Source organism: Agrobacterium tumefaciens (assembly GCF_005221325.1).
Taxonomy (GTDB): Bacteria; Pseudomonadota; Alphaproteobacteria; order Rhizobiales; family Rhizobiaceae; genus Agrobacterium.
This window is the reverse complement of record NZ_CP039889.1, coordinates 208,994-230,901: the sequence shown is the minus strand read 5'-3', so window position 1 is coordinate 230,901 and position 21,908 is coordinate 208,994. Positions and strand designations below refer to the sequence as shown.

At 59.6% G+C, this 21,908-nt stretch carries 19 protein-coding genes; 5 read left to right on the top strand and 14 right to left on the bottom strand.

The window, feature by feature from the left end; all coding sequences use genetic code 11:
• Positions 1-3: 3 nt before the first annotated feature.
• Positions 4-2,496, top strand: a complete 2,493-nt coding sequence (ligD, locus tag CFBP5499_RS15995; protein ID WP_080829907.1) for a DNA ligase D — start codon at positions 4-6, stop codon at positions 2,494-2,496.
• Between the two features lie 100 nt (positions 2,497-2,596).
• On the opposite strand, the gene rffA is transcribed toward ligD, so the two are convergent.
• The 12 genes from rffA to CFBP5499_RS15935 all read right to left on the bottom strand — a co-directional run bounded on the left by rffA (position 2,597) and on the right by CFBP5499_RS15935 (position 13,727).
• Positions 2,597-3,763: a dTDP-4-amino-4,6-dideoxygalactose transaminase gene (rffA, locus tag CFBP5499_RS15990; protein ID WP_080829908.1), complete on the bottom strand. Its 1,167-nt coding sequence runs from the start codon at positions 3,761-3,763 to the stop codon at positions 2,597-2,599.
• A 39-nt stretch (positions 3,764-3,802) separates the two neighbouring features.
• Complete coding sequence (locus CFBP5499_RS15985) at positions 3,803-5,818, bottom strand: hypothetical protein (RefSeq protein ID WP_080829909.1); 2,016 nt, start codon at positions 5,816-5,818, stop codon at positions 3,803-3,805.
• Positions 5,815-6,690, bottom strand: a complete 876-nt coding sequence (locus tag CFBP5499_RS15980) for a class I SAM-dependent methyltransferase (protein ID WP_080829910.1) — start codon at positions 6,688-6,690, stop codon at positions 5,815-5,817. Before CFBP5499_RS15980 ends, CFBP5499_RS15985 begins: the two co-directional genes overlap by 4 nt.
• 8 nt (positions 6,691-6,698) lie before the next feature.
• On the bottom strand, positions 6,699-7,082 hold the full coding sequence (locus tag CFBP5499_RS15975) for a GtrA family protein (protein WP_080829911.1): 384 nt from the start codon (positions 7,080-7,082) through the stop codon (positions 6,699-6,701).
• Complete coding sequence (locus CFBP5499_RS15970; RefSeq protein WP_080829912.1) at positions 7,079-7,996, bottom strand: hypothetical protein; 918 nt, start codon at positions 7,994-7,996, stop codon at positions 7,079-7,081. The genes CFBP5499_RS15975 and CFBP5499_RS15970 overlap by 4 nt, the downstream gene beginning before the upstream one ends.
• Entirely contained in the window at positions 7,996-8,661 is a 666-nt protein-coding gene (locus tag CFBP5499_RS15965) for an acetyltransferase (RefSeq protein ID WP_080829913.1), read from the bottom strand. Before CFBP5499_RS15965 ends, CFBP5499_RS15970 begins: the two co-directional genes overlap by 1 nt.
• A 10-nt stretch (positions 8,662-8,671) precedes the next feature.
• Positions 8,672-9,301 carry a class I SAM-dependent methyltransferase gene (locus CFBP5499_RS15960; protein WP_080829914.1) on the bottom strand — a complete coding sequence of 210 codons (630 nt, stop codon included), beginning with the start codon at positions 9,299-9,301 and terminating at the stop codon, positions 8,672-8,674.
• Complete coding sequence (locus CFBP5499_RS15955) at positions 9,282-10,223, bottom strand: glycosyltransferase family 2 protein (protein ID WP_080829915.1); 942 nt, start codon at positions 10,221-10,223, stop codon at positions 9,282-9,284. The genes CFBP5499_RS15960 and CFBP5499_RS15955 overlap by 20 nt, the downstream gene beginning before the upstream one ends.
• A complete protein-coding gene (locus CFBP5499_RS15950) occupies positions 10,220-10,918 on the bottom strand; it encodes a WbqC family protein (protein ID WP_080829916.1) in 699 nt (232 codons plus the stop codon). The genes CFBP5499_RS15955 and CFBP5499_RS15950 overlap by 4 nt, the downstream gene beginning before the upstream one ends.
• Positions 10,919-11,201: 283 nt before the next feature.
• Complete coding sequence (locus CFBP5499_RS15945) at positions 11,202-11,993, bottom strand: Ku protein (RefSeq protein WP_080829917.1); 792 nt, start codon at positions 11,991-11,993, stop codon at positions 11,202-11,204.
• An 85-nt stretch (positions 11,994-12,078) separates the two neighbouring features.
• The gene (locus CFBP5499_RS15940) at positions 12,079-13,083 is read right to left on the bottom strand and encodes an inorganic phosphate transporter (protein WP_080829918.1); all 1,005 of its coding nucleotides are present in this window, start codon (positions 13,081-13,083) and stop codon (positions 12,079-12,081) included.
• A complete protein-coding gene (locus CFBP5499_RS15935) occupies positions 13,083-13,727 on the bottom strand; it encodes a DUF47 domain-containing protein (RefSeq protein WP_080829919.1) in 645 nt (214 codons plus the stop codon). The genes CFBP5499_RS15940 and CFBP5499_RS15935 overlap by 1 nt, the downstream gene beginning before the upstream one ends.
• A gap of 113 nt (positions 13,728-13,840) precedes the next feature.
• Here CFBP5499_RS15935 and CFBP5499_RS15930 point away from each other — a divergent pair, with 113 nt between their 5' ends.
• A complete protein-coding gene (locus CFBP5499_RS15930; RefSeq protein WP_080829920.1) occupies positions 13,841-14,383 on the top strand; it encodes an NUDIX hydrolase in 543 nt (180 codons plus the stop codon).
• Positions 14,384-14,403: 20 nt separating this feature from the next.
• Here CFBP5499_RS15930 and CFBP5499_RS15925 read toward each other — a convergent pair whose 3' ends face one another.
• Together CFBP5499_RS15925 and CFBP5499_RS15920 are read right to left on the bottom strand one after the other, a co-directional pair.
• On the bottom strand, positions 14,404-17,550 hold the full coding sequence (locus tag CFBP5499_RS15925) for an efflux RND transporter permease subunit (RefSeq protein WP_080829921.1): 3,147 nt from the start codon (positions 17,548-17,550) through the stop codon (positions 14,404-14,406).
• 1 nt (position 17,551) lies between these two features.
• The gene (locus CFBP5499_RS15920; RefSeq protein ID WP_080829922.1) at positions 17,552-18,709 is read right to left on the bottom strand and encodes an efflux RND transporter periplasmic adaptor subunit; all 1,158 of its coding nucleotides are present in this window, start codon (positions 18,707-18,709) and stop codon (positions 17,552-17,554) included.
• A 179-nt stretch (positions 18,710-18,888) separates the two neighbouring features.
• On the opposite strand from CFBP5499_RS15920, the gene CFBP5499_RS15915 reads away from it, so the two are divergent.
• From CFBP5499_RS15915 to CFBP5499_RS15905, 3 genes are all read left to right on the top strand, one after another.
• On the top strand, positions 18,889-19,563 hold the full coding sequence (locus CFBP5499_RS15915; RefSeq protein WP_080829923.1) for a response regulator transcription factor: 675 nt from the start codon (positions 18,889-18,891) through the stop codon (positions 19,561-19,563).
• A complete protein-coding gene (locus CFBP5499_RS15910; protein WP_080829924.1) occupies positions 19,560-20,894 on the top strand; it encodes a sensor histidine kinase in 1,335 nt (444 codons plus the stop codon). Before CFBP5499_RS15915 ends, CFBP5499_RS15910 begins: the two co-directional genes overlap by 4 nt.
• A 104-nt stretch (positions 20,895-20,998) precedes the next feature.
• Entirely contained in the window at positions 20,999-21,877 is an 879-nt protein-coding gene (locus tag CFBP5499_RS15905; protein WP_175416799.1) for a DUF3313 domain-containing protein, read from the top strand.
• The last annotated feature ends 31 nt before the right edge of the window (positions 21,878-21,908 follow it).

The following is a 21,908-nucleotide window of genomic DNA, read 5'->3' as shown; positions in this document are numbered from 1 at the left end:
TCCATGGGGTTGCAGACCTATAACGCCAAGCGCAGTTTCGACAAGACGCCGGAGCCCAAGGGTACAAAGGCTGAAAAACCGGGATCGAGCTTCGTGATCCAGAAACACGATGCCCGCCGCCTGCATTATGATTTTCGCCTGGAAATGGATGGGGTGCTGAAAAGCTGGGCGGTGACGCGCGGCCCGAGCCTCGATCCTGAAGACAAGCGCCTTGCCGTGCATGTGGAAGACCATCCGCTGAGTTATGGCGACTTTGAAGGCGTCATCCCCAAGGGACAATATGGCGGCGGCACCGTGATCGTCTGGGATCGCGGCAGCTGGCAGCCGATTGGTGACGCCAGGAAGGGTTATCGCAAGGGCCATCTGGAATTCGAGCTGGAGGGCGAAAAGCTGAAGGGCCGCTGGCATCTGATCCGCATGCACGGAAAGCCCGGCGAAAGCCGGGAGAACTGGCTGCTGATCAAGGGTGACGATGAGGAGGCAAGGCATAAAGGCGGTGCTGACATTCTCAGGGAAAGGCCGGAATCGGTAAAGACCGGCCGCAGCGTCGAGGAGGTCGCGAAAAACCCGGAGGATACCTGGAATTCCAAGCCGGTCTCAAAAAAGGCCGCCGCATCGACATCCGGCCAGAAACAGGCGCATGCGCTGCCCAAAGGAGCACGCAAACAGGCCTTGCCATCCTTCGTGCCGCCCGCACTCGCCACGCTGAAGCCGAAACCGCCGGAGGGATCACGCTGGCTGCACGAAATCAAATTCGACGGTTACCGGCTGCAGGCGCGTGTCGATCAAGGTAAACTTCAGCTGCTGACCCGTAGCGGGCTGGACTGGGCGGAGAAATTCGGCACCGCTGTGACGGCGGCACTCAAGGCGCTGCCGGCGGAAACCGTTCTGATCGACGGCGAAATCGTTGTCGAACGCGATAGCGGCGCTTCTGACTTCTCCGCCCTGCAGAAAGATCTGAGCGAAGGGCGCGACGACCGTTTTGTCTTTTATGCCTTCGATCTGCTCTATCTTGACGGCAGTGACCTGCGCGGCGCGGCATTGAGCGAACGAAAGGCGTTGCTGGAAAAGCTGTTGCCGGGCGGCGATCCCCATCTCCGCTATAGCCAGCATTTCGAGGAAAGTGGCGCGCTGGTGTTGGACCATGCCTGCCGGCTCAGCCTCGAAGGCGTGATTTCCAAGGTCAAGAGCAGCAAATACGTTTCCGGTCGTAAGGGCGAATGGGTAAAGTCCAAATGTTCAATGCGGCAGGAATTTGTCATTGGCGGTTATACCGTCTCCTCGACCTCGGAACATGCCATCGGTTCGCTGGCACTCGGGGTCTATGAAAAAGGCAAGCTGCGCCATGTCGGCCGTGTCGGCACCGGTTATTCCGGCGAAGTCGCGGAGATGATATTTTCTCGTCTGAAGCCGCTGGAACGCGAGGACAGCCCCTTCCGCGACAAGCTGACAGCGCTTGCCCGCCGCGATCTCCATTTCGTGGAGCCGGAACTGGTGGCGGAAGTGGAGTTTCGCGCATGGTCGGGAGATGGCAATCTGCGTCACGCATCCTTCCGGGGCCTGCGCGAGGACAAGCCGGCAGGCGAGATTGAACGCGAGGAGAAAGCCGTGTCTGATACCAATGCGCCGCAGTCGAAGGTCAAGTTCACCCACCCCGACCGGCTCTATTGGCCGGATGATGGCGTGACCAAGGAGGGGCTTGCGGACTATTATGCGCAGGTCTGGCGGCACATGGCGCCCTTTGTCGTCAATCGGCCGCTTGCGCTGCTGCGTTGCCCGGAGGGCATAGAGGGCCAACGGTTTTTCCAGAAACACGCCTGGCGCGGCATCAACAAGGCAATCGAACAGATCAAGGATCCCAAGGACAAGGGCGGCGAACCGCTGATCCGCATCACCGATTTCGACGGCATGATGGCGCTTGTGCAATCCGCCGCGCTTGAAATCCACCCTTGGGGCGTCACCACCGCCAATTGGGAAAAGCCTGATATGATCACCATGGATATCGACCCCGGCGAGGACGTGGCTTGGGACGCGGTGATCGAGGCGGCGCACGAATTGAAACGGCGCTTTGAAGAGGCCGGACTTGCCGCCTTCGTCAAGACCTCGGGCGGCAAGGGGCTGCATGTGGTCGCACCACTGAAACCACAGGCGGGCTGGGCGCCCGTCAAGGCCTTCGCCAAAGCCATGGCGGCGGATATGTCGAAGGCCGAACCGGAGAAATACCTCTCTGTCGCCACCAAGGCGAAACGTCAGGGCCGCATTTTCATCGATTATCTGCGCAACGGCAGGGGCAATACGGCGGTTGCAGCCTATTCGACGCGCGCCCGACCGGGTGCCGCCATTTCCGCGCCGCTCGAATGGTCGGAACTCACTGCGGATATCGGCCCTATGCACTTTACAGTGAGCAATATCGGCGCGCGCCTTTCCGCGCTTAGGAAGGACCCATGGGACGGCTTTTTCGTCGCTGCGGAGGTTCCGCCAAAGAAGGCGCGGTAAATAAGCTGCCAAGATATGCAGCCTCATTCCACCCTGAATTCGGGGGCTGGGAGTCTGCAGGCCATAAGAGTTGACCAGTAGCTCAGCGCGGCAATACTTCTCAGCCTGCGGCCCGCACCATAGCAGAATGCAGCAGGCCGGACAGCGTCTCCACGACACGTTGCTGCTGCGCCTCGGTTAGGCCGCACCACAGGGGCAGGCGAATCAGCCGTCCATGCAGATGATCCGTAACCGGAAGCGATCCGTCATAACGGCCGAGCCCGGCGGGTGAGGAATGCAGCGGTACATAATGAAATACCGCATTAACGCCAGCGGCGGCGAGTCCTGACAACACCGCGCCGCGATCAATTCCGTCGGCAAGCAGGATGTAGAACATATGTGCGTTATGCGTGCAATGAGGAGGCACAAAGGGGCGGCGTAAAAGTCCCGCCCCCTCAAGCGTCTCTGTCAGAGAAAAGTAGCGGTTCCAGGCGGTGAGTCGGGTAGCAGTGATGCTGTCGGCCTCCTGCAACTGCGCCCACAGGAATGCCGCAATCAACTCTCCGGGCAAAAAGGACGATCCAACACGGCGCCAGGTGTATTTGTCCACCTCGCCGCGCAGGAACCGGCTGCGATCTGTCCCTTTTTCTCGGACAATTTCAGCCTCGAGCACCTTTGCGGGATCGTTCACGATCAACGCTCCACCTTCACCCGAGATGACGTTCTTCGTCTCGTGGAAGCTGAAGGCGCCATAAGTGCCCAGGCTGCCCAGGGGTTGGCCACGGTAGAAGGAGGCGACACCTTGCGCCGCGTCCTCAACCACGGCGAGGCCGTGCTTTGCGGCGATGGCGTTAATCTGGTCCATCTCGGCGCCAATACCCGCATAGTGCACGGGTGCAATGGCACGGGTGCGAGATGTGATCGCTGCCTCAATTTGGGTTTCATCAAGATTAAGTGTGTCCGGCCGGATATCGACAAACACTGGCACTGCCCCGCGCAAGACAAAGGCGTTCGCCGTTGAAACGAACGTGAACGACGGCATGATAACCTCGTCTCCCGGCTGCAGATTCAAAAGGATGGCCGCCATCTCCAAAGCCGCGGTGCACGAATGCGTTAGCAATGCGCCGGGTGCGCCCGTACGCTCGCGCAGCCATTGATGGCAGAGCCGCGTGAACGCCCCATCACCGGCAAAGCGGCCGTTGGCGTGGCATTGAGCGATATAATGCAATTCCCGCCCTGTCATGTAGGGCCAGTTGAACGCGATAATATCACCCTGTTGCTGAACCATTGCCTTCACTTTGCTGCTCTTACGGATTCCACGCTATGGTCAAGGACATACCGTCTCGACGAGGGCTGCTTTGTCCGACGTCGGGACGATATAGACCGCAACCGCGCCGGTCAAGAATGCGGCTTGCGCACCCGCAGCATCCCAGCGCGGTAAACCCGAAAGTGGCAGAAAATATCTGATACCCGCCTCCGACAAGAGTCCGAGTGCTACATCGGCGTTCTTGGCCGCGTCCACACGCTTAAGCAGGCTCAGGCGGTCTGCGACCGCCGCCGCGTGGCAGTTGGAGCGCAAAGCCTTGAGGTCCCCACGCGCGAGATAGGCTTGTACGTCGACAAGGCCCATTAGTTCGCTCAGCGGTCCGATTCGCTCCTGCGAGGTCGCTGCATCCGCCGCCAGGACATCACTCGGCTTGGCCCCTGCGGCCAGGAAGATTGCAGCTTCCGGTATCCCTTTTGTAACCTGCTGGCTGTGGAATGCCCGCGCCCAGGGCATGGCGACGACGTTCGGCGCGTCGATGGGGCGACCTGTCAGCAGACCGCACACCATCCCGGCTGCAATGGCTGATAGTCCAGCTAACGGTCTAACGCTTCTTGGCGGTAGAGCTTTGGTCAGCCAGGCGGCGGTAAACCCGACAAACAACCAATAGAGCTCAACGAAGTGGCGATGCTTATACTCGCTGCTGTCACCGTTGCCTCCGGGGGGAGCGAAAAGGATCAACAGGACATAAATGCTCAAGGTGATCGGGGGCAGCAAATCCATCGGCTCCGCGCCGACCCGGCGCAGCTTCCCGAAAGCCGCCACGGGCGCTGCCAGCAGAAAAACTCCGAGGCTCAGCGCTACAATCAGCACCAGTTGCGCAGCCCGACCAGCAAAATCCGTGCCGATCCATGGCGCGACCCACTGGCCGTAATGCTCCGACCAAGTGACCGCTAGATCCATGTATTCGAGCACCCGCGCCCATGCCAGCCATTCGGCCCGGAGGTCGGGAAGCAGCATTAGGATGGCGGGCAGCGCGAGCGCGATCACCGCGACGGCTAAAGCAATTTGTTGGTGCCTACGCGGCGTAACCGCCCAGAGCCATACCGCGAACAGTGGCGGTGCGAGCAGCATGAACATCTGTACGCGCTCAAGGATGGCAATGAGCGCAAGCCCTGCGCAAAGCAGCAGGATACGGCATCGATGCTCCACTCCGGATAGTGCGGCGGCGAGACAGCTCGCGGCGATGAAACACAGGCCCATTCCGTAGCCAGATCCTGGGGAGCCAAACAGTAGCCATGCCACGTCGAACCAGCCTGAACGCAGCATATAGTCGGCTGGATCCGGCACGACCACAAGAAGCGCGAGCGCGATGATTGCCGCCGAGCGATCCGCCAGCTGCGTAACCAGAGCATAAAGCCCCAAGGCACCGACCAGCAGGCCGAGGGGCAAAAGATTTGCGGTTGCGGCCATCAATCCGGAGATCCGAGTCGCTTCGACGATCGCTGCTGGGGGCAGGAAGGGCGCGTAATGATAAGCAACCAGCGTCGCGCCCACCATTTCGGGATCCGACGGACGATCCTGAAAACTTGCAAAAGCCTGAATGCTGATACCGTGCAGAAAAAAATCATACCAGCTTGTGAGGATTCCGCGGGTTTGGATTGCAATAGGACTGCATATTGCTGACAAGGCGATCGCCCCGATACAGGCCGCGATGACGACTAACCAGCCGAGATCTGTCAAATCCTCTAGGGTGTTTGTTCGAGCGAATAGCACTAGAGCGGGCAGTGCTGGAACAGCTAGAAGGAGGATGCCGGTCAGTGGCGATAGTCCGATGCTTCGCGAAAGCACGAACAGCGTCACGGAAACGATGCCATATCCAATAACGAACGCCGCGGGAAGATGTGCCTTAATCGGCATATCCACCCATCGAAGCACAGCATCGCCGGTTGCCATGACTCCCAGACTGAACGCCATCACGACGCCCGCCAAGGAAAGGGTCACATCCGCACCGCCCAGATACAGCGCCGTAAGCTGGAAAAGCGCGACGGCTACGGAAAAACCCATCGATATGCTCATAGCGGCTTCCGTGCCACAACGAGGCGTGACCCTCCTGCAGGAAACCTGACGCCGAGCCGCATAAGAGCCAGTTCTGCGGTCATCGTCGCGCGCAGGGCAGTGGAAACAAGCGCTGGCATGCGATGCTCGGCCGCCGGGTCCTTTTCAAGCGCGCGGCGGTTTCGCCCGGACCGCCGCACCGCGAACATCATCGGTAGCAAGATCGTCACAAAAGACGACGACATGACTACCATAAACCCTGCGCGACGCAGTTTTTCCTCAAGTTCGCCCCGCCTGTAGCGCCGCTGGTGGCAGGCAATGTCATCGGCAAGGCTCCATAGAGACGGATGCTGTGGAACGGACAGTACGGCATGCCCGCCCGGACGCAAAGCACGGTGGATTTCTGACAGTACCCGCTCGTCCTCAGCTATGTGTTCCAGCACGTCAAACGCGCCGATACCGTTAAACTCGGTGGTGTAGGGCAGCGCGCGGGCGTCAATCTGCAGTAGCTCGACTTCCGGAACACGCCGGCGCGCAAACGTCAGGCCTCGATCAAACAGCTCGCTGCCGGTGAACTGCGTCAATGGAAAATCGTGCTTCAGGCGCGACAGGACAAAGCCGGTGCCGCAGCCGATTTCCAGGAAACGCTCAGGCGAATCTAAAAAACGCTGGATGACCCAAGACAGAATATCATTACGGCCCTGAAACCAGAAGCTCGAAGCCTCGCGAGCAAAAAGATCGTGGAAATGGTCGGCGTTGAACCCCTCCCCGTCGCTCGCCATGGCGGGGGCGAGGATCGGAATACCGTCCCTGCGCAGGACTTGATGACCGCAGACAGGACACAGCGTATCGAAATCGGCGCGCTCTGCAGCGCAGGCAGGGCAAAGCCTCATGAAGACCTCTATTCGCTAGAATGGCGGAAAACAAAGTGACGCTGAAGTACGAAAAGAACCGCGGCGACAATGACGATTGCTATTCCCTGCACAAGCCAGTGAGGATAGCGTAGTTTATCGACGAAGGTCTCCAGAAGGATCAAGTTTAAAACCCATCCCGCCAGATAAATCAGCACGAAGCGCAAGCCAGCCGGGCCCATCCGCCCATGGTCCACGAAGGTGAAGCTGCGGTTTACGAAGAATGCGATGCCGGTTGCGGTCGCGTACAGCGCCGTCATCGTAACCTTCGGCGGCAGACCAAGCGTGGTTAGTCCAAGATAGGCCAGGTAACCCAACCCGTTGGAGGCAATCCCCACGACGCCATAACGCAGAAGAGGCGCCAGTTCTTTCATTCTTCCCACACCGCAAGGCCGAAGCCGCTGCGCCCGAAACCGTTTCCATTGTACAGCATCAGACGTTCACCGCCGTGATCGAAAACGAAAGGGTATTCTACCATTTCGGAGTCCCATCCGTCGTGTGCGACGTCCAGTCCGCCGTCCAAGTGCTGCAGGGTCCATTCCGCTCCGGGGCGGCGAACGGCGTGGCCTATTCGGTAGGTTTTACCCGGAGCGCCGCGGAAAGAATACCACATCTGCAAGACGCCTTGGGCATCCTGGACCACGGTGGGCCTTGAAAACGCTTGCGCAACGCCCAAAAAATATGGAAGGGTCTTGCCGTCGCGTCGCCAATTGATTCCGTCCTCCGACCGCGCTTCCCGCAAAACATGCAACATCTCCCCATTGCCCGCGTCCCACGTAACGGTGGAACCGTACCACATCAGGTAGCCGCCGACGGTGCGATGAACCCACGGGTAGGACAGGCTTATAGGATCGACGGTGTCCGATCCGATGTAAGGGCCTGCCGGATCAGGGGTCAGCGAAAGGTCGTCACCTAAACGCAAACGACCGATATCGCCACGCCAATGGCCGTCATTTGGCGCCTGCCACCCCATGAACAGAACATAGCGAGCGCCCGTCGCGTCTTTATGAAGACAACCTACGCTGATCCCATCGGCATCGAAGCGTCCCTCCGGTCCATGAGCGATCACGGGTTTGGTTATTACCCTTTCCACTGTGCGGCGCACGACGTCGATGTCTACCGCCCCCACCGAGGAGCGGTTTGCCGAGTTCCGTGCGCTGAAAAACACGCGGTAAAGGTCGCCTTCCAAATTTACAGCCAGGGGATTGGCGGCATGGCTACGCAATTGCGGATGATGGGGAAGCATCGTCTCGGCATCAAACAGACGTCCTCGCCTGCGCCACGCCATCAGATTGTCCTAAGTCGGGAAGAGGGCACGCGGGATCGCTCTGTTGCCGTAGGGGAATAGACACCGCCAGCCTCCATATCGGCGAGTACTACCGTTCCCGCACCCAGGACGCACCGCGCACCCACGGTTACGTGGTCGCGCAGAGTGCTGTTAACGCCGATAAAGCAGTTCTCCCCGATCGTCACTCCCCCGGAGACGACCACATGGGACGAAATAAACACGTTATCGCCGATCGTTGAATGATGGCCGATGTGGTTACCGCTCCAAAGAGTAACGTTTCGACCTATCGTGGCGAAGGGCTGTATCGTGTTGTTTTCGAGCACGAAGGCATTCGGCCCGAAATGCCCGTCGTTCAGGACCGTTGCACGGGATGAGACATAGCTGGTAAGCTCGTAGCCTGCCGCCTCTGCCGCCGCCACCTTTTCCGCCCTAAGATCGTTTAGCTTGGCGTAGGCCAGCGCAACAAACATGGCGTGCGTCTCGGGTGCAAAATGCGCGCTCACTTCCTCGAAGGCCAACACGGGCAGACCTTGGAAGTGATCTTCTCGCAGATAAGAACCGTCAACGCAGAAGGCTACAACATGATGGTCGCTGTCTCGCGTAAAGTAAAAGTGCGCCAATTCAGCGATTTCGCCGGTGCCGAACAGAATTAAGGGGCGGGTCAAGTAAGCCTCCTCAGGCCGATTTTCGGACCAGAATGGTGAATTCCCATAAGTCGTAATCATGCAGCAATGCTACATTGCGGGCATAGAAGCGCTTGCAGCGATCAAACATCGCGATGGGATCTGCGTAATGTAAGTCCGTCCGCATCCGCTCGGCATCCGAGTAGCTGGTGAGGCAATTGAAGGCGAAGCCCTTTGTCGAGGCCGCGTCGATCGTATCCAACGTCGCAAGGATATAGTCCTGCCACTCCTGAGGATTACGCTGCATTCGGACATTGAAGATGCCTGAGGCCACCGTGAAGTCTGCCACTTGGGTGGGTTTTGCGGCCTGCAGAATGGTAACCCCTACTTTGGGTAGCACATCGCGGGCGGCTTGCACCATGGCCGCGGAGACATCGTAGCCGATGTACTGGAAATCAGTATGGCTTTCCGACAGGAAGTTATGGAATGCGCCATAGCCGCAACCCAGGTCATTAACCGAAAAGCCGCTGACCGGCAGCAACCTTGCCAACTGGACAAAACGGTTGCGTTGGCCTTCTTCGCCAAACCAGTCTACGCCGCGTGGGGTAGCTCCGTGCTCCTTCAAAGTCCGGGTATAATATGCGGCGACGTCGGCCGTCAGATCATTTTTCGACGCGGCCATACACCCTCCGTACAATGGTGTAAGGACGCCGCTTAGTCTCGGTAAATATCTTCGACAGATAAATGCCGATAACCCCTAGGAACAGGATATTCAACCCGCCGACCAGCCAGATTGACGCGACAACTGATGTCCAGCCCGACTGAGGCATCGAGAGGAAAAGACGGTTGATGACCAGCCACAGGATGTAGGCTAGAGCTAGGAAGGAAATCGTCACCCCGACATGGAAGATGAAGACCAGCGGTGCGTTCGTGAAGGACGTGATTGAATCGACAAAAATTCCCAATTTACGCCGAAACGAATAGCTTGTAGCCGACAGCGACAGTTTTGCCACCTCGACCGGGGTCTGAGTAAAGCCGGTGATCTGCCAGAGACCAGCCAAAAAAATCTCGCGCTCGCGGTGCAGGAGCAGAGCGTCGACATACCGGCGGGTCATCAGCCGCGCTGTGACCAGATTGCGCGGCAGGTCGAGCCCGGTGCTCCAGTTGAACATGCCGTAGAATGCCTCGCCCGACCACTGTTCGAATACGCCGCCCTTGCGGTGAGTCTGTACACCATAGACGACATCCGATTGTGCGCTCTGCATGGTTCGATCAAAGTCCGTCAGCCATGCCGGGTCTTCTTCGAGATCGCTATCGATTAGGAAGATTTTCTCCCCTCGAGCATGATCCAACCCGGTCATCATTGCCTTGTGATGACCAAAATTGCGCGATAGGTCGACCACCACTATGTGCGAATCCGCGTCCGCAGCGGCGAGCGCAAGGTCGAGACTGTCGTCGGGTGAGCCATCGTTGACGAGAACAATCTCGTAGCTGTCACCGGCTAAGGCACGAGCGGCGGCAGTTACTCGATCATGAAATTCGCCCAAACCTGCGGCAGATCGATATAGGGTGGCCACCACGGAGAGCTGAGGTCTGTCGATCATGCGGACCTTCTGGCGCGCAAAATGCGTCCAGCCTCAGGACCGCAGTTGAAGATCAAGTCCAGGACCGAAACGCGATGTTCGAACGCGCCCCATAGCTGCGGATAGTGAGGGTACGTGGAATAGTCGAACCATTCCACCGCGATCCCGCGTTCGGCAAAGGGCGCGTCCTCAAGATAGGACCGCGCAGCCGGCCCGGAAACATAGACATCGGCCTGCGCTTGGATGCAAAGGTCGGCAAGACGGGCTGACCGATCAGGTAATAAATTATAATCTTCACAGCGAAGAATCGGCGTAGTGATATTTAGACGCGCGCAGATTGCGCGCAGGAACCGTTCATTCATTGACGAGAGCATCGCCTCCGGCAGAGCGCTGTAGAGCGGAGCGAGCCATTCCGACTCGGCAGCGAAGTACGGCGCACGACTATAAGCATTTACAATGCTTCGCCAATGGCTTTGCGCCCAGTCTGTCCCGGAGATGTGAGTCTCGTTGATAGACTGATGATAGCGACCCTTGACCTCTACCGGCACGGTGAGCCAAGTCAGGCCTTGCGCAGTTTTGATCTGGTTTCGGTTACGCCAGTCGCGACGGGTGTATTGTACAGAATCGAACAGCATGAAAACATCAACGCTGTCGATAAGGTCAAAATAGCCTTTCCACGGGATATAATTCGATTGTACGATCGCAATTTTACACAAAGAAAGTTATCTCAACCAGCCTAGGCCGCTAGACCTAAAGCAACCCATCAAGGACATTTATTGCGGAACATGTGGGCTGTCAACCAACACGTTGTCTGAACTAATTAGCCAGGCAATGATTATTTGTGTCAGAGATCGTTGGGTGTTGGACGGCTCTAGCTTCCAGTCTGCGCTTGATTGATTATACGGCGCGCGCCGTTCCGCGCTCAAGAAGGACCCATCGGACGACTTTTTCGCCGCTGCGGAGGCTCTGCCAAAGAAGGCGCGGTGAGAACGCCGGGCTTCACCGACTTTTTTCGGCGGCGATACTTTTCTTCAGCGCGTCGATGATGTTGATGACATTGCCACCGGTTTCCGCTTTCGTCCCGGTTTTCTTTTTGGGTGCGGGCATTTCGTCGCCCTTGCTCTTCAATAGCGACTTGATTTTTTTCTGGATCGGATCCTGGACCAATGCAGGCTTCCATTCCGTAATTTGATTGGAAATGCGTTTTTCCATCGCTTGCAGCAAAGGCGTTTCGATTTTCATCTTCGGCTCCAGCGCGTCGATGCTTTCGCGCACTTCCTCGCCGTAATGCAGCGTCCAGAGAACGATGCCCTTGCCGGAAGGTTCGAGCAAAACCGCCCTTTCGCGGCGATAGATCACCAGACGCGCAATGCCGAAAACGTCGTTCGCCTTCATGGCTTCGCGGATGACGCTGAAGGCTTCGGTCCCGATCTTGTCTTCCGGTCGCAGGAAATGCGGGCGATCGTACCAGATCCAGTCGATCGAGCCCTTGGGCACGAAGGTCTTGATATCGATGGTGCGGGTGCTTTCCAGCGCCACGGCATCGATCTCGTCATCCTCCAGCAGAACGTAATCGTCCTCGCCGCGCGGAAAACCCTTCACCTGGTTTTTCGCGCTAACCGGCCTATGGGTGACGCTGTCGACATAACGGCTTTCGACGCGGTTGCCGGTTTTGCGATTGAGGATGTGGAAGGTGTATTTGTTGCCTTCGGTGGTCGCGGGCGTCAGCGAAACGGAGGCCGTCACCAGCGACAGCTTCAGATAACCTTTCCAGAAAACCTGCCGTGCCATTTTTCGCGATCCGCTTCGCCATTGGTCTCCCGGAACAACAGCCGCAGGGCGATTTTTGTTCCGGGAGGATGGCAATCGGCAGCTATCAGCCGAACAGCGACGTCAGCCCATAAACACCGGCGGAGATGAGTGCGGCGGCCGGCATGGTCACGATCCAGGCGATGACGATATTGCCTGCTAGCCCCCAGCGCACCGCCGAGACGCGGCGGGCGGCGCCCACGCCGATGATGGCGCCTGTTATCGTGTGGGTGGTGGAGACCGGAATGCCGAGCCATGTGGCACCAAACAGCGTCAGCGCACCACCGGTTTCGGCGCAGAAACCCTGCATTGGGTTGAGCCGGGTGATCTTGGACCCCATCGTGTGCACGATGCGCCAGCCGCCGAACAGCGTGCCGAGCGCCATGGCCGACTGGCAGGAAATCACCACCCAGAAGGGCACGTAGAAGCTCTGTCCCAGATACCCCTGGCTGAAGAGCAGCACGGCGATGATGCCCATGGTCTTCTGCGCGTCATTGCCGCCGTGGCCGAGCGAATAAAGCGAAGCGGAAATGAACTGCATGACACGGAAGGTGCGATCGACGGCAAAGGGCGTCTGCCGAACAAAAAGCCACGACACGGCAAGAACGAGAAGCAGCGCCAGGAAAAAGCCGATGGCAGGCGACATGAAGATGGCGCCAACGGTCTTCAGCAGGCCCGACCAGACGATGGAATTAAAGCCCACCTTCGCAAAACCCGCACCGACGAGACCGCCGATCAGCGCATGCGACGAACTGGAGGGAATGCCGAAAATCCAGGTGACGATGTTCCAGACGATCGCACCGATCAGTGCCGCGAAGATGACCTGCGGTGAAACGATCGCCGGATCGATGATGCCGGTTCCAAGTGTTTCCGCCACATGCAGGCCGAAGAACAGGAAGGCGATGAAATTGAAGAACGCCGCCCAGGCGACCGCATATTGCGGCCGTAGCACACGGGTGGAGACGATAGTCGCAATGGAATTTGCGGCATCGTGCAGGCCGTTCAGGAAATCGAAGAACAGCGCGATGGCGATGAGGCCGACAAGCAGCGGCAGGGCAAGTGCGACATCCATCAGACGTTCTCGATCACAATGCCGCTGATCTCATTGGCCACATCCTCGAAACGGTCGACGACCTTTTCGAGTTCGCCGTAGATTTCGCTGCCGATCATATAGGCCATGGCATTGCCGCTCGCGCCATGGCGGCGGAAGAGATCCTTCAGACCCTGATCGTGGAGATCATCGGAGCGGCCTTCGACGCGGGTCACCTCTTCGGCGATGGCGGAGAGGCGCTGCGCGTTCGCGCCGACCTTGTTGAGAAGCGGAATGGCTTCCGCGATGAGGCCGGCCGCGCGGACGATCTCGTGACCCATTTCTTTCATCAGCGGGTCGAATTCGCTCTGTTCGAACAGGCGGATGGTCTTGACCGTCTTGTGCATCATGTCGATGGCATCATCCATGGACTGGATGAGGTCCTTGATGTCGCCGCGATCGAAGGGCGTGATGAAGCTGCGCCTGACCGCAAGCAGAACCTCGCGGGTAATATCGTCCGCCTGGTGTTCCAGCGCGACGATGAGGTCACAGTTCTTCTCGACGTCGACGCCGCTCAGGAGTTGATCAAGGGCCTCGGCCGCTTTGATGACGGTTTCGGAATGTTTGCTGAACATGTCGAAGAAACGGTCCTCGCGCGGCATCAGCTTGCGAAAAATACTCATCATGCGAATTGGCCCTCAATGGCGCTTCATTAGTTGTGGGGGGTGATTGTCATAAAACTGTCATAAATGCACGCGGGGCATTGATGCAACCCGGAAAATAGGCACTATCAACGGATATGAAACCCGCCAAGAAACGCCGGAAGACCCGCCCGGCCCGTCCACTGACATTGCTCCAGCAGCTGGCTGCTGTTCCGGAAAAGCTCTTCACCGGCGCGTTCCGGCAGCAATATGCTGCGCTCTGCTTCCGTTATGCCGGCAATGGGGAGGGCATAGAAATCCTGCTTGTGACCTCCCGTACCAGCGGACGCTGGATCATTCCGCGCGGCTGGCCGATGAAACGCAAGAAGCCGCATCAGGCGGCGGCCATCGAGGCATGGGAGGAAGCGGGTGTGCGTGGCCGGGTAAAAAAGGACGCCATCGGCCGCTATACCTATCTCAAGATGCTCGACAATGGCGATGTCGTTCCCTGCATGGTCGATGTATTCCAGATCGAGGTGACGGAGGCTGATGCAAGTTTCAAGGAAAGCGGTGAACGCCTTTCGGAATGGGTGCGCCCCGACGAGGCGGCAAGGCGCGTTCGCGATATCGAGTTGAAATCGCTGCTGGTCGATTTCAAGCCCAAAGGCAAACGGAAGCGTCAAGACAGCGGGAAGCCCTGAGCGCAACGCCGAAGATCGGCTTAGACCGTTGACGCCGTTCCATTTTTTACTCCTGTTTCTGCCACCTCGTCCGGCGCCTTCGGCAGCAGGCGGGCGAAAAGCCGCGTGATGCTGTCGATATAGGACAGGATGGCGGGCACCACGATCAGGGTCAGGAGCGTAGAGCTGATGAGGCCGCCAACCACGGCATGCGCCATGGGTGCGCGCTGGGCGCCGCCCCCGCCGACGGCGAGACCGAGTGGGATCATGCCGAAGATCATCGCCAGCGTCGTCATGATGATCGGTCGGAAGCGGATGACGCCGGCATTTGCCAGCGCCTCATTGAGGGTGAGGCCGCGCCGCCGCTCGCGATTGGCGAAATCCACCAGCAATATGCCGTTTTTGGTCACGAGGCCCATCAGCATGATGAAGCCGATCAGCGAGAACATATTGATGGTGCTGCCGGCCACCATGAGGCCGATGAGGACGCCGACGAGCGACAGCGGCAGCGACACCATGATGGCAAGCGGCTGCAGGAAGCTGCCGAATTGTGAGGCGAGCACGATGTAGATGAAGATGATGGCCATGCTGAGCGCGGTCACCATATGGCCGACGGTCTCCTGCATGGTTTCGGCCTCGCCGCCGAAGCGGATGCGATAACCGGCCGGCAGATCGCGGCCGGCGGTCAGGCCCTGCAAGGTCTCCGTGACATCCCCAAGTGTGCGGCCGGCGATATTGGCCGACACCAGTATTTCGCGGCGATTGTCGATGCGGCGGATTTCCGCCGGTGCCGCCACGATGCCGATATCGGCGACCTGATCGAGTCGTACCATCAGCGGCGCGCCATTTGTTCCCGTGCGGCCGGTCGCGATCATCAACTCCCCGAGACGTGCCGCATCGGAACGGCGTTCGACGGGCAGGCGAATGACGATATCGTAGCTGTTGCCATTCGCATCGGTCCATTTTGAAACATCCTCGCCGCCGATGAGGGGAGACAGGGCGGCAGCGAGATCGGCTCGGGCAATGCCGAGATCGCTTGCCGCCGCGGGCTTCAGGCGGACCGAGAGGATGGAGGTCACGTCCTTGGCGCTGGAGGTCACATCCACCAGGCCCGGAATTTTTTTCATGTCTTCCATCAGGCCAGCGGCGATTTTTTCGAGGACCGCCCGGTCGTCGCCGAGGATGCTGAGCTGCACCGGACTTTCGCCGCCGCCAAGACCATCCTGCAGGATCGTGATCTCGATACCGGGGATGGCCGACAGGCGCTTGCGGACCGGTTCCGCAAGGGAAAGCGGGGTCTGCGTGCGTGCCGAAAGCGGCACCAGCCCCACCAGAATGGTGGCGCGATGTTTGCCGGCCGCACCGCCGGTATTGACGGTGGAATAAAGCATCTCGACTTCAGGAAACTCCCTCAGTGCCTTTTCGACCTGCCTGAGCTTTACCGTCGTATAGTCGAGCGAAGAGCCGACCGGTGCGGTGAGATTGATCTGGAAGCGGCCCTCATCGGCATCGGGCACGAATTCCGTGCCGACCAGCGGCACCATGAACAGGCTGCCGATAAAAATGCCTGCAGTAACAAGCAGGGTGACAAGCCGGTGACGCAACGTCCAGCCGATCGCGCGCCGGTATTGCCCGGCCATCCATTCGAAGGCGTGGTCAAAACGGGCGATCAGGCGGCCAATCGGGCCACGCTTCGCATCGGCCTGCGCATCCGGATCATACCAGATACTTGATAGCATCGGATCGAGCGTGAAGGCGACGAAAAGCGAGATCAGTACGGCGGCGGAAACGGTGACGCCGAACTGGTAGAAAAACCGGCCGACGATACCGTCCATGAAGGCAACCGGCAGGAACACAGCCACAATTGTCGCCGTCGTCGCTATCACCGCAAGCCCGATTTCACTGGTGCCGTCGAGGGCGGCGCGCAGATGGGATTTGCCCATGTGGAGATGGCGGGTGATGTTTTCGCGCACCACGATGGCGTCATCCACCAGAATGCCGATGGACAGTGTCAGCGCCAGCAGGCTGAGCGTATTGAGCGTGAAACCGAGGAAATCGATCACGGTCAGCGTGCCGATGATCGCGATCGGCAGCGTCAGACCGGTGATGACCGTGCTGCGCCAGGAATTGAGAAACAGAAAGACGATGGCGACGGCGAGTGCTGCACCCTCGATCAGCGTGGTCTGCACCTGGGTTACGGATTCCTGGATCGGTATCGATGAATCCGTAACGATGCGCAGCTGTATATTTTGCGGGCCAAGCTCGGCATTGAGCGCATCGAGGCGCTTCCTCACATCGCTCACCACCTGCACCGTATTGGCGTCCTGAACCTTGACGATGTCGATCGCCAGCGCCGTCTGGCCATTATAAATGGCACGGTTTTCGGCATCGGCCGCCCCTTCTGACAGCGTGGCGACGTCGCGCAACGGGATGGCCACGCCGCCACGCGTTGCCACGACCATATCCAGCAAGGCCTGTGGTTCCTCGATGCGGCCTTGCACTTGAATAGTACGTTCGGAGACGGGATCGACGACGCTGCCGGCCGGGCTGTTGCTGTTTCCGGCCCGCAGCGCAGTCACCACCTCGTTGACGCCGATCCCCAGAGCGCGCATCCGCGTCTCATCGATTGTCACATCGATCTGTCGTTTGCGCCCGCCGACCAGCGTTGCCTGCCCGACGCCCGCAACGGCCGTCAATTGCCGCACCACCTTCTGCTCGGCGAGAGTGGTGAGTGCAGGCACATCGAACGCCGTCGAACTGATCGCCAGCGACAGGATCGGCTCGGCGGCGGGATCGAACCTCGATATGACGGGCTTTTTGGTGTCTTCCGGAAAATTCGCCTCGATGGCGGCGATCTTGTCGCGCACCTCCTGCGCGGCGGCGGAACTCTGAACTTCGAGCTTGAACTTCGCAACGACGACGGAGCGCCCCTCATAGGAGGTGGACGTCACCTCATCGAGGCCACCGATGGCGTTCAGCGCATCCTCGACCGGGCGCGTCACCTCCATTTCCACCGTCTCCGGCGTCGCGCCGGGATAGCTGGTGACGACCACCACCACGGGAACGTCGATATTGGGATATTGATCGAGCCCGAGCCGTTGCAGCGAAAAGGCGCCCATGACCAGAAGCGCTACCATCATCATGGTGGCGAAGACGGGATGGTTGACAGATATGCGGGTCAGAAACATCTCAGCCTGCCTTGTCGATGGTGACGGCCATATCGGGGCGCAATTCGGGAAGTGGCGCAGTCAGGATCGTCTCACCATCCGCAAGACCCGCGCCGATCTCGATCAGGCTGCCGCCGTTCCAGCGTGGCCCCACGGCAACCGTCTGGCGGCGCAGATGGCCGTCCTGCACCTTAAGCACATGATAACCCGTCTCATCCTTGCGAAGCGCGATGGCGGGAACGACGAGCGCATCGTTTTTTTCACGCAGCAGAATAGATCCGCCGGCGAACATTCCGCCCCACAACTGCCCATCGCGATTGGCAAGCCTGAGATAGACGGCGACGACGCGTGTGCCGTCCTCGGCCACCGGGCTGATGCGCTCGACCGTGCCTTTGACGATCTGGCCGGCGAGGCCGTCAATCTCCAGTTCCGCCGTCTGGCCGCGGGCGACGCGTGGAATATCGCGGGTGGCGACGAGAACCTTCGCTTCCAGCTCGCTGCTATCGACCAGCGTCAGAAGCTCGCCATCCGCGCCGATACGCGCGCCCGTCTCTGCCACGCGCCGGGTGACGGTGCCGTTAAATGGCGCGCGGATTTCGGCGTTGCGAAGGGCGAGGCGGGCAATATCCACCTGCGAAGACAGGCTCTGCACCCTTGCCGTCTTTACCACGACATCGCTTTTCGCCTTGTCGAGTTGTTCCGTCGAGGCGATGTTCTTCGCAGCCAGCTGCTCGGTTCTTGCCAGGGCCTGCATCGCCAGCATCAGCTCGGCCTCGGCCGCATCCCGGTCGCTTTGCCGCAGAAGCAGTGTTGATTGCAACTCGTCGGTTTCGAAACGCACAAGCATGTCGCCTGCCCGAACCGCCTGTCCCTCCCGGACGTTCATCTCGAGAATTTTTCCGGCCTCGTGGGCGCGCATCACCACGCGGCTGACGGGCTGAAGCTCGCCGCTGATGCTGAGCCGCTCTGCCATCGGGCGCGTGCCGATCGTTGCGATTTCCTGTGCCGCCAGTTCGAAAGGGATGCCGGCCGGGCTCATCGCGGCCGCTGCCACGATACCCTTGACGCGCTCATTCGCATCCACGCTTCCGCGTGCCGGATCGAGAGCGGTGACGACGAGAACACAGCCCGCAAGCGCGGCCCCTGCCTTGATCGTTCTCTTCACCCATTGCAGCGCCATATCGTGATCCTTCCTGTCGCAGGACCGCCGGTTGAGGCGGTCGCATCGCCTGTCTTGCAGGCGGATGACCTCTGGATAGGCAACCACAATTGCAGCAGCATTACCCGGCTGCGGCCTCTTCGCCGCAATACTGCCGCAACCTTTCTGGCAGACAACGGATAGCAAAGGGACGGTGATCCATGAGACTTCTGTTGATCGAAGATGAAAAGGAAATGGCGGATGCGTTGTCGGCGACGCTCGGCAAGCAGGGCATCGTCATCGACCATACGATGCGGCTCGGTGACGCGATGGAGCTGACGCGCCAGCACATTTACGACGCCATTCTGCTCGACCGCCGGCTGCCGGACGGGGAAGGGCTCGCCTTCATCCCGAAACTGCGCCGCGCCGGTGTCGATACACCGATCATCCTGTTGACGGCGATGAACGAACCGGAGGACCGCATCGCAGGGCTGGATGGCGGCGCGGATGACTATCTCGGCAAGCCGTTTCTCGTCGGTGAGCTACTGGCGCGGGTGCGTGCTGTTCTGAGGCGGCCATCAGGTCTCGCACCGGCCGAGATTGCGGCCGGCCGGATCGTGATCGACCCGCTGCATCTCAGCGTCACCATCAATTCGCTTCCCTTCGATCTTCCCAGACGCGAGCTTCTGGTCCTCGTTGCGCTCGCCAAACGCAAGGGCAAGTCGGTACTGCGCTCCACCCTCGAAGCGGCCGTCTACAATTACGAGGAGGAAATCCAGTCCAACGCGCTCGACGCACATATATCGCGGCTGCGCAAACGCCTGCTCGATGCTTCAGCCGGGGTGAGCGTGCACAATATTCGCGGCATCGGTTATCTGCTGAAGGAAGACGCATGAAAGCGCAGGGCAAGTCCAATCCGTCGCTTTGGTGGCAATTGAGCTGGCAGCTCAGCATCGTCGTTTCCGCCATGATCGCTGTCGTTATCGTCGGGCTCTGTGTTTATGGATTGATGATCCTGTCGCCCAATATCGCGCTTTGGGGCGATCTGTCGGACGCACTTGACGAGTCGCTGTCGCTTGATCCGCAAAAGGGACTTGTGGTTGTCGATGGCCCGACGCTGCGGGCCCTGACGGCGGAGAACGGTACGCTCTGGTTCGCGGTTTCTACGCTGGACGGGCGGGTGGCCACCTATGGCGTCGTGCCGACCGCATATGCCGAATTGTCGCGGTATCTCTATCTGTTGACGGATGCCGATATTCGCGGTGGCAAAGGCACCGCCGAGGGTGCCATGGTCGAGAGCCTGGAGACGAGGTGGGGTCCGGTCAGGGTCATGTTCGGCGGAAGCACGCATGTGAGAGCGCAGTTTCTGACGCTTCTTGCCGAGACCTACAAGATTTACGTCCCGTTGCTGGCGGTTATCCTGCCCGCCGTGTTCTTTTCCGTGCCCCGCATCGTGCGTCAGGCACTTGCGGGTCTCAGTTCCGTCGTCAAAAAGGCACCCGAGATCGACCCCCGACGTGGCGGTTCGAAACTTCCCGTCGAGGATGTGCCGCGGGAAGTTGTCCCGCTCATCCTTTCCTTCAACAGTATCCTCGAGCGACTGGAAGAGCAATTCCGGGCGCGCCAGCGGTTCCTCATCGATGCGGCGCATGAGCTCAGAACGCCGATTGCGATCATGCAGACCCGGATCGAGGGTTTGCCCGGGCCGGAGCGACAACGTTTGTTGGCGGATGTGGCGCGCCTCGGTGAGACCGCCGAGCAGCTTCTGGCCTTCGAACGCAATGACCAGGTGAACGATCGGCGCGAGCGGGTGGACCTCGTCGATATAACCCGTACGGTCGTCGCCGATCTCGCACCGCTTGCGCTTTCGGCCGGTTACGACATCGCCTTCGAAACGGCGGTCGTCGCCTATGAGTTACAGGGCAACCCGTTCACCCTGCCGCGTGCCATCAGCAATATCGTGCGCAACGCCATCGATCACGGCGGAAACAAGGGGATGATCCATGTGTCTGTTCTCGCTGACGGTGAGATCGTGATTTCCGATGAGGGGCAGGGGATCGCCGAAGACCAGCAGCAGCGGATTTTCGAGCCCTTTTATCGAATCACGCCGCGTAGCACCGGCGCCGGACTTGGCCTCAGCCTCGTCAAGCAGATCGTCGCCAATCACGGCGGAAGGGTCTTTCTGGAGAGCAGCGCTTTCGGAAGCACCTTCCGGCTGCGTTTCTGAGCCTGGTTTGCGGCTGTCCACGGGTGGCAATTGTAATGCTGCCGCAATTTTGGCTGTCGTACCGTGCGGGGCATAAGATCAACCAAGCAAGCGGAGTACGTGCAGTGCAACAACGGTGGAATCTGTTACCCCGGGCTTTCGGTGAGAGGGGTCGCCGCAGCCGCGGCGCCGCCTTCGCGACCTTGCCCATTGCGATCATCATGTCCGGCTGCAGCTCGGTGCCGCTGAAAGAAGGCGGTACGCTGACGTCCTATGCTCAACTCAGCCCTGCCAAAGGCAAGTTCACCAGATCCCGGACTTTCGTTGACGCCTACGGGCTGGCCGGCATCAAAACCGTCGCCATCGTGCCGACCACCTTCTCCTTTGCCGCTTCGTCGCGGGTCACATCGGAAAAGGATCGTATACTCGTTTCGAATGCGCTGGATCGCGCCATCTGCGTGGCGCTCAGTGACAAATACCGGATCGCCGCCCTCGGTCAGCCGGCGGACATGACGGTGCGCACCGTCGTCACCGATCTGGTGCCGACCAACAAGACCATGGCGGGGGTGTCAACCGCGGTTACGCTCGGCAGCGGTTTTGTCCTGCCCGTCAGCGTGCCGCGTCTGCCTGTCGGGCTCGGCGGACTGGCCGTCGAGGCTGAGGCGGTGGACAGTGCCGGCGTGCAACGCGCGGCAGCCGTCTGGTCCAAGGGCGCAAATTCCATCACCAGCAAACCCCGTGTGTCGGAAATCGGCGATGCCTATGGGCTTGCCGCCGATTTCTCCAATTATTTCGCGCGCATTCTCGTGAAGGGCAAAGTCTCCGAGGGGCTTGACCTCTCCGTGCCTTCCGGCCATCGAATTCGCTCCGCGCTGGGCGGAAAACCGAAATATGTTGAATGTGATGCCTATGGCCGGTCACGCGGCTTGCAGGGCATGGTGGCCGACAAGTTCGGCGCGCCACCCGAATGGACCGACAAACATGCAAGGGCAGGGTCGCGATAGGGCATCCGCCCCTTCTCACATCGCGCGCGTT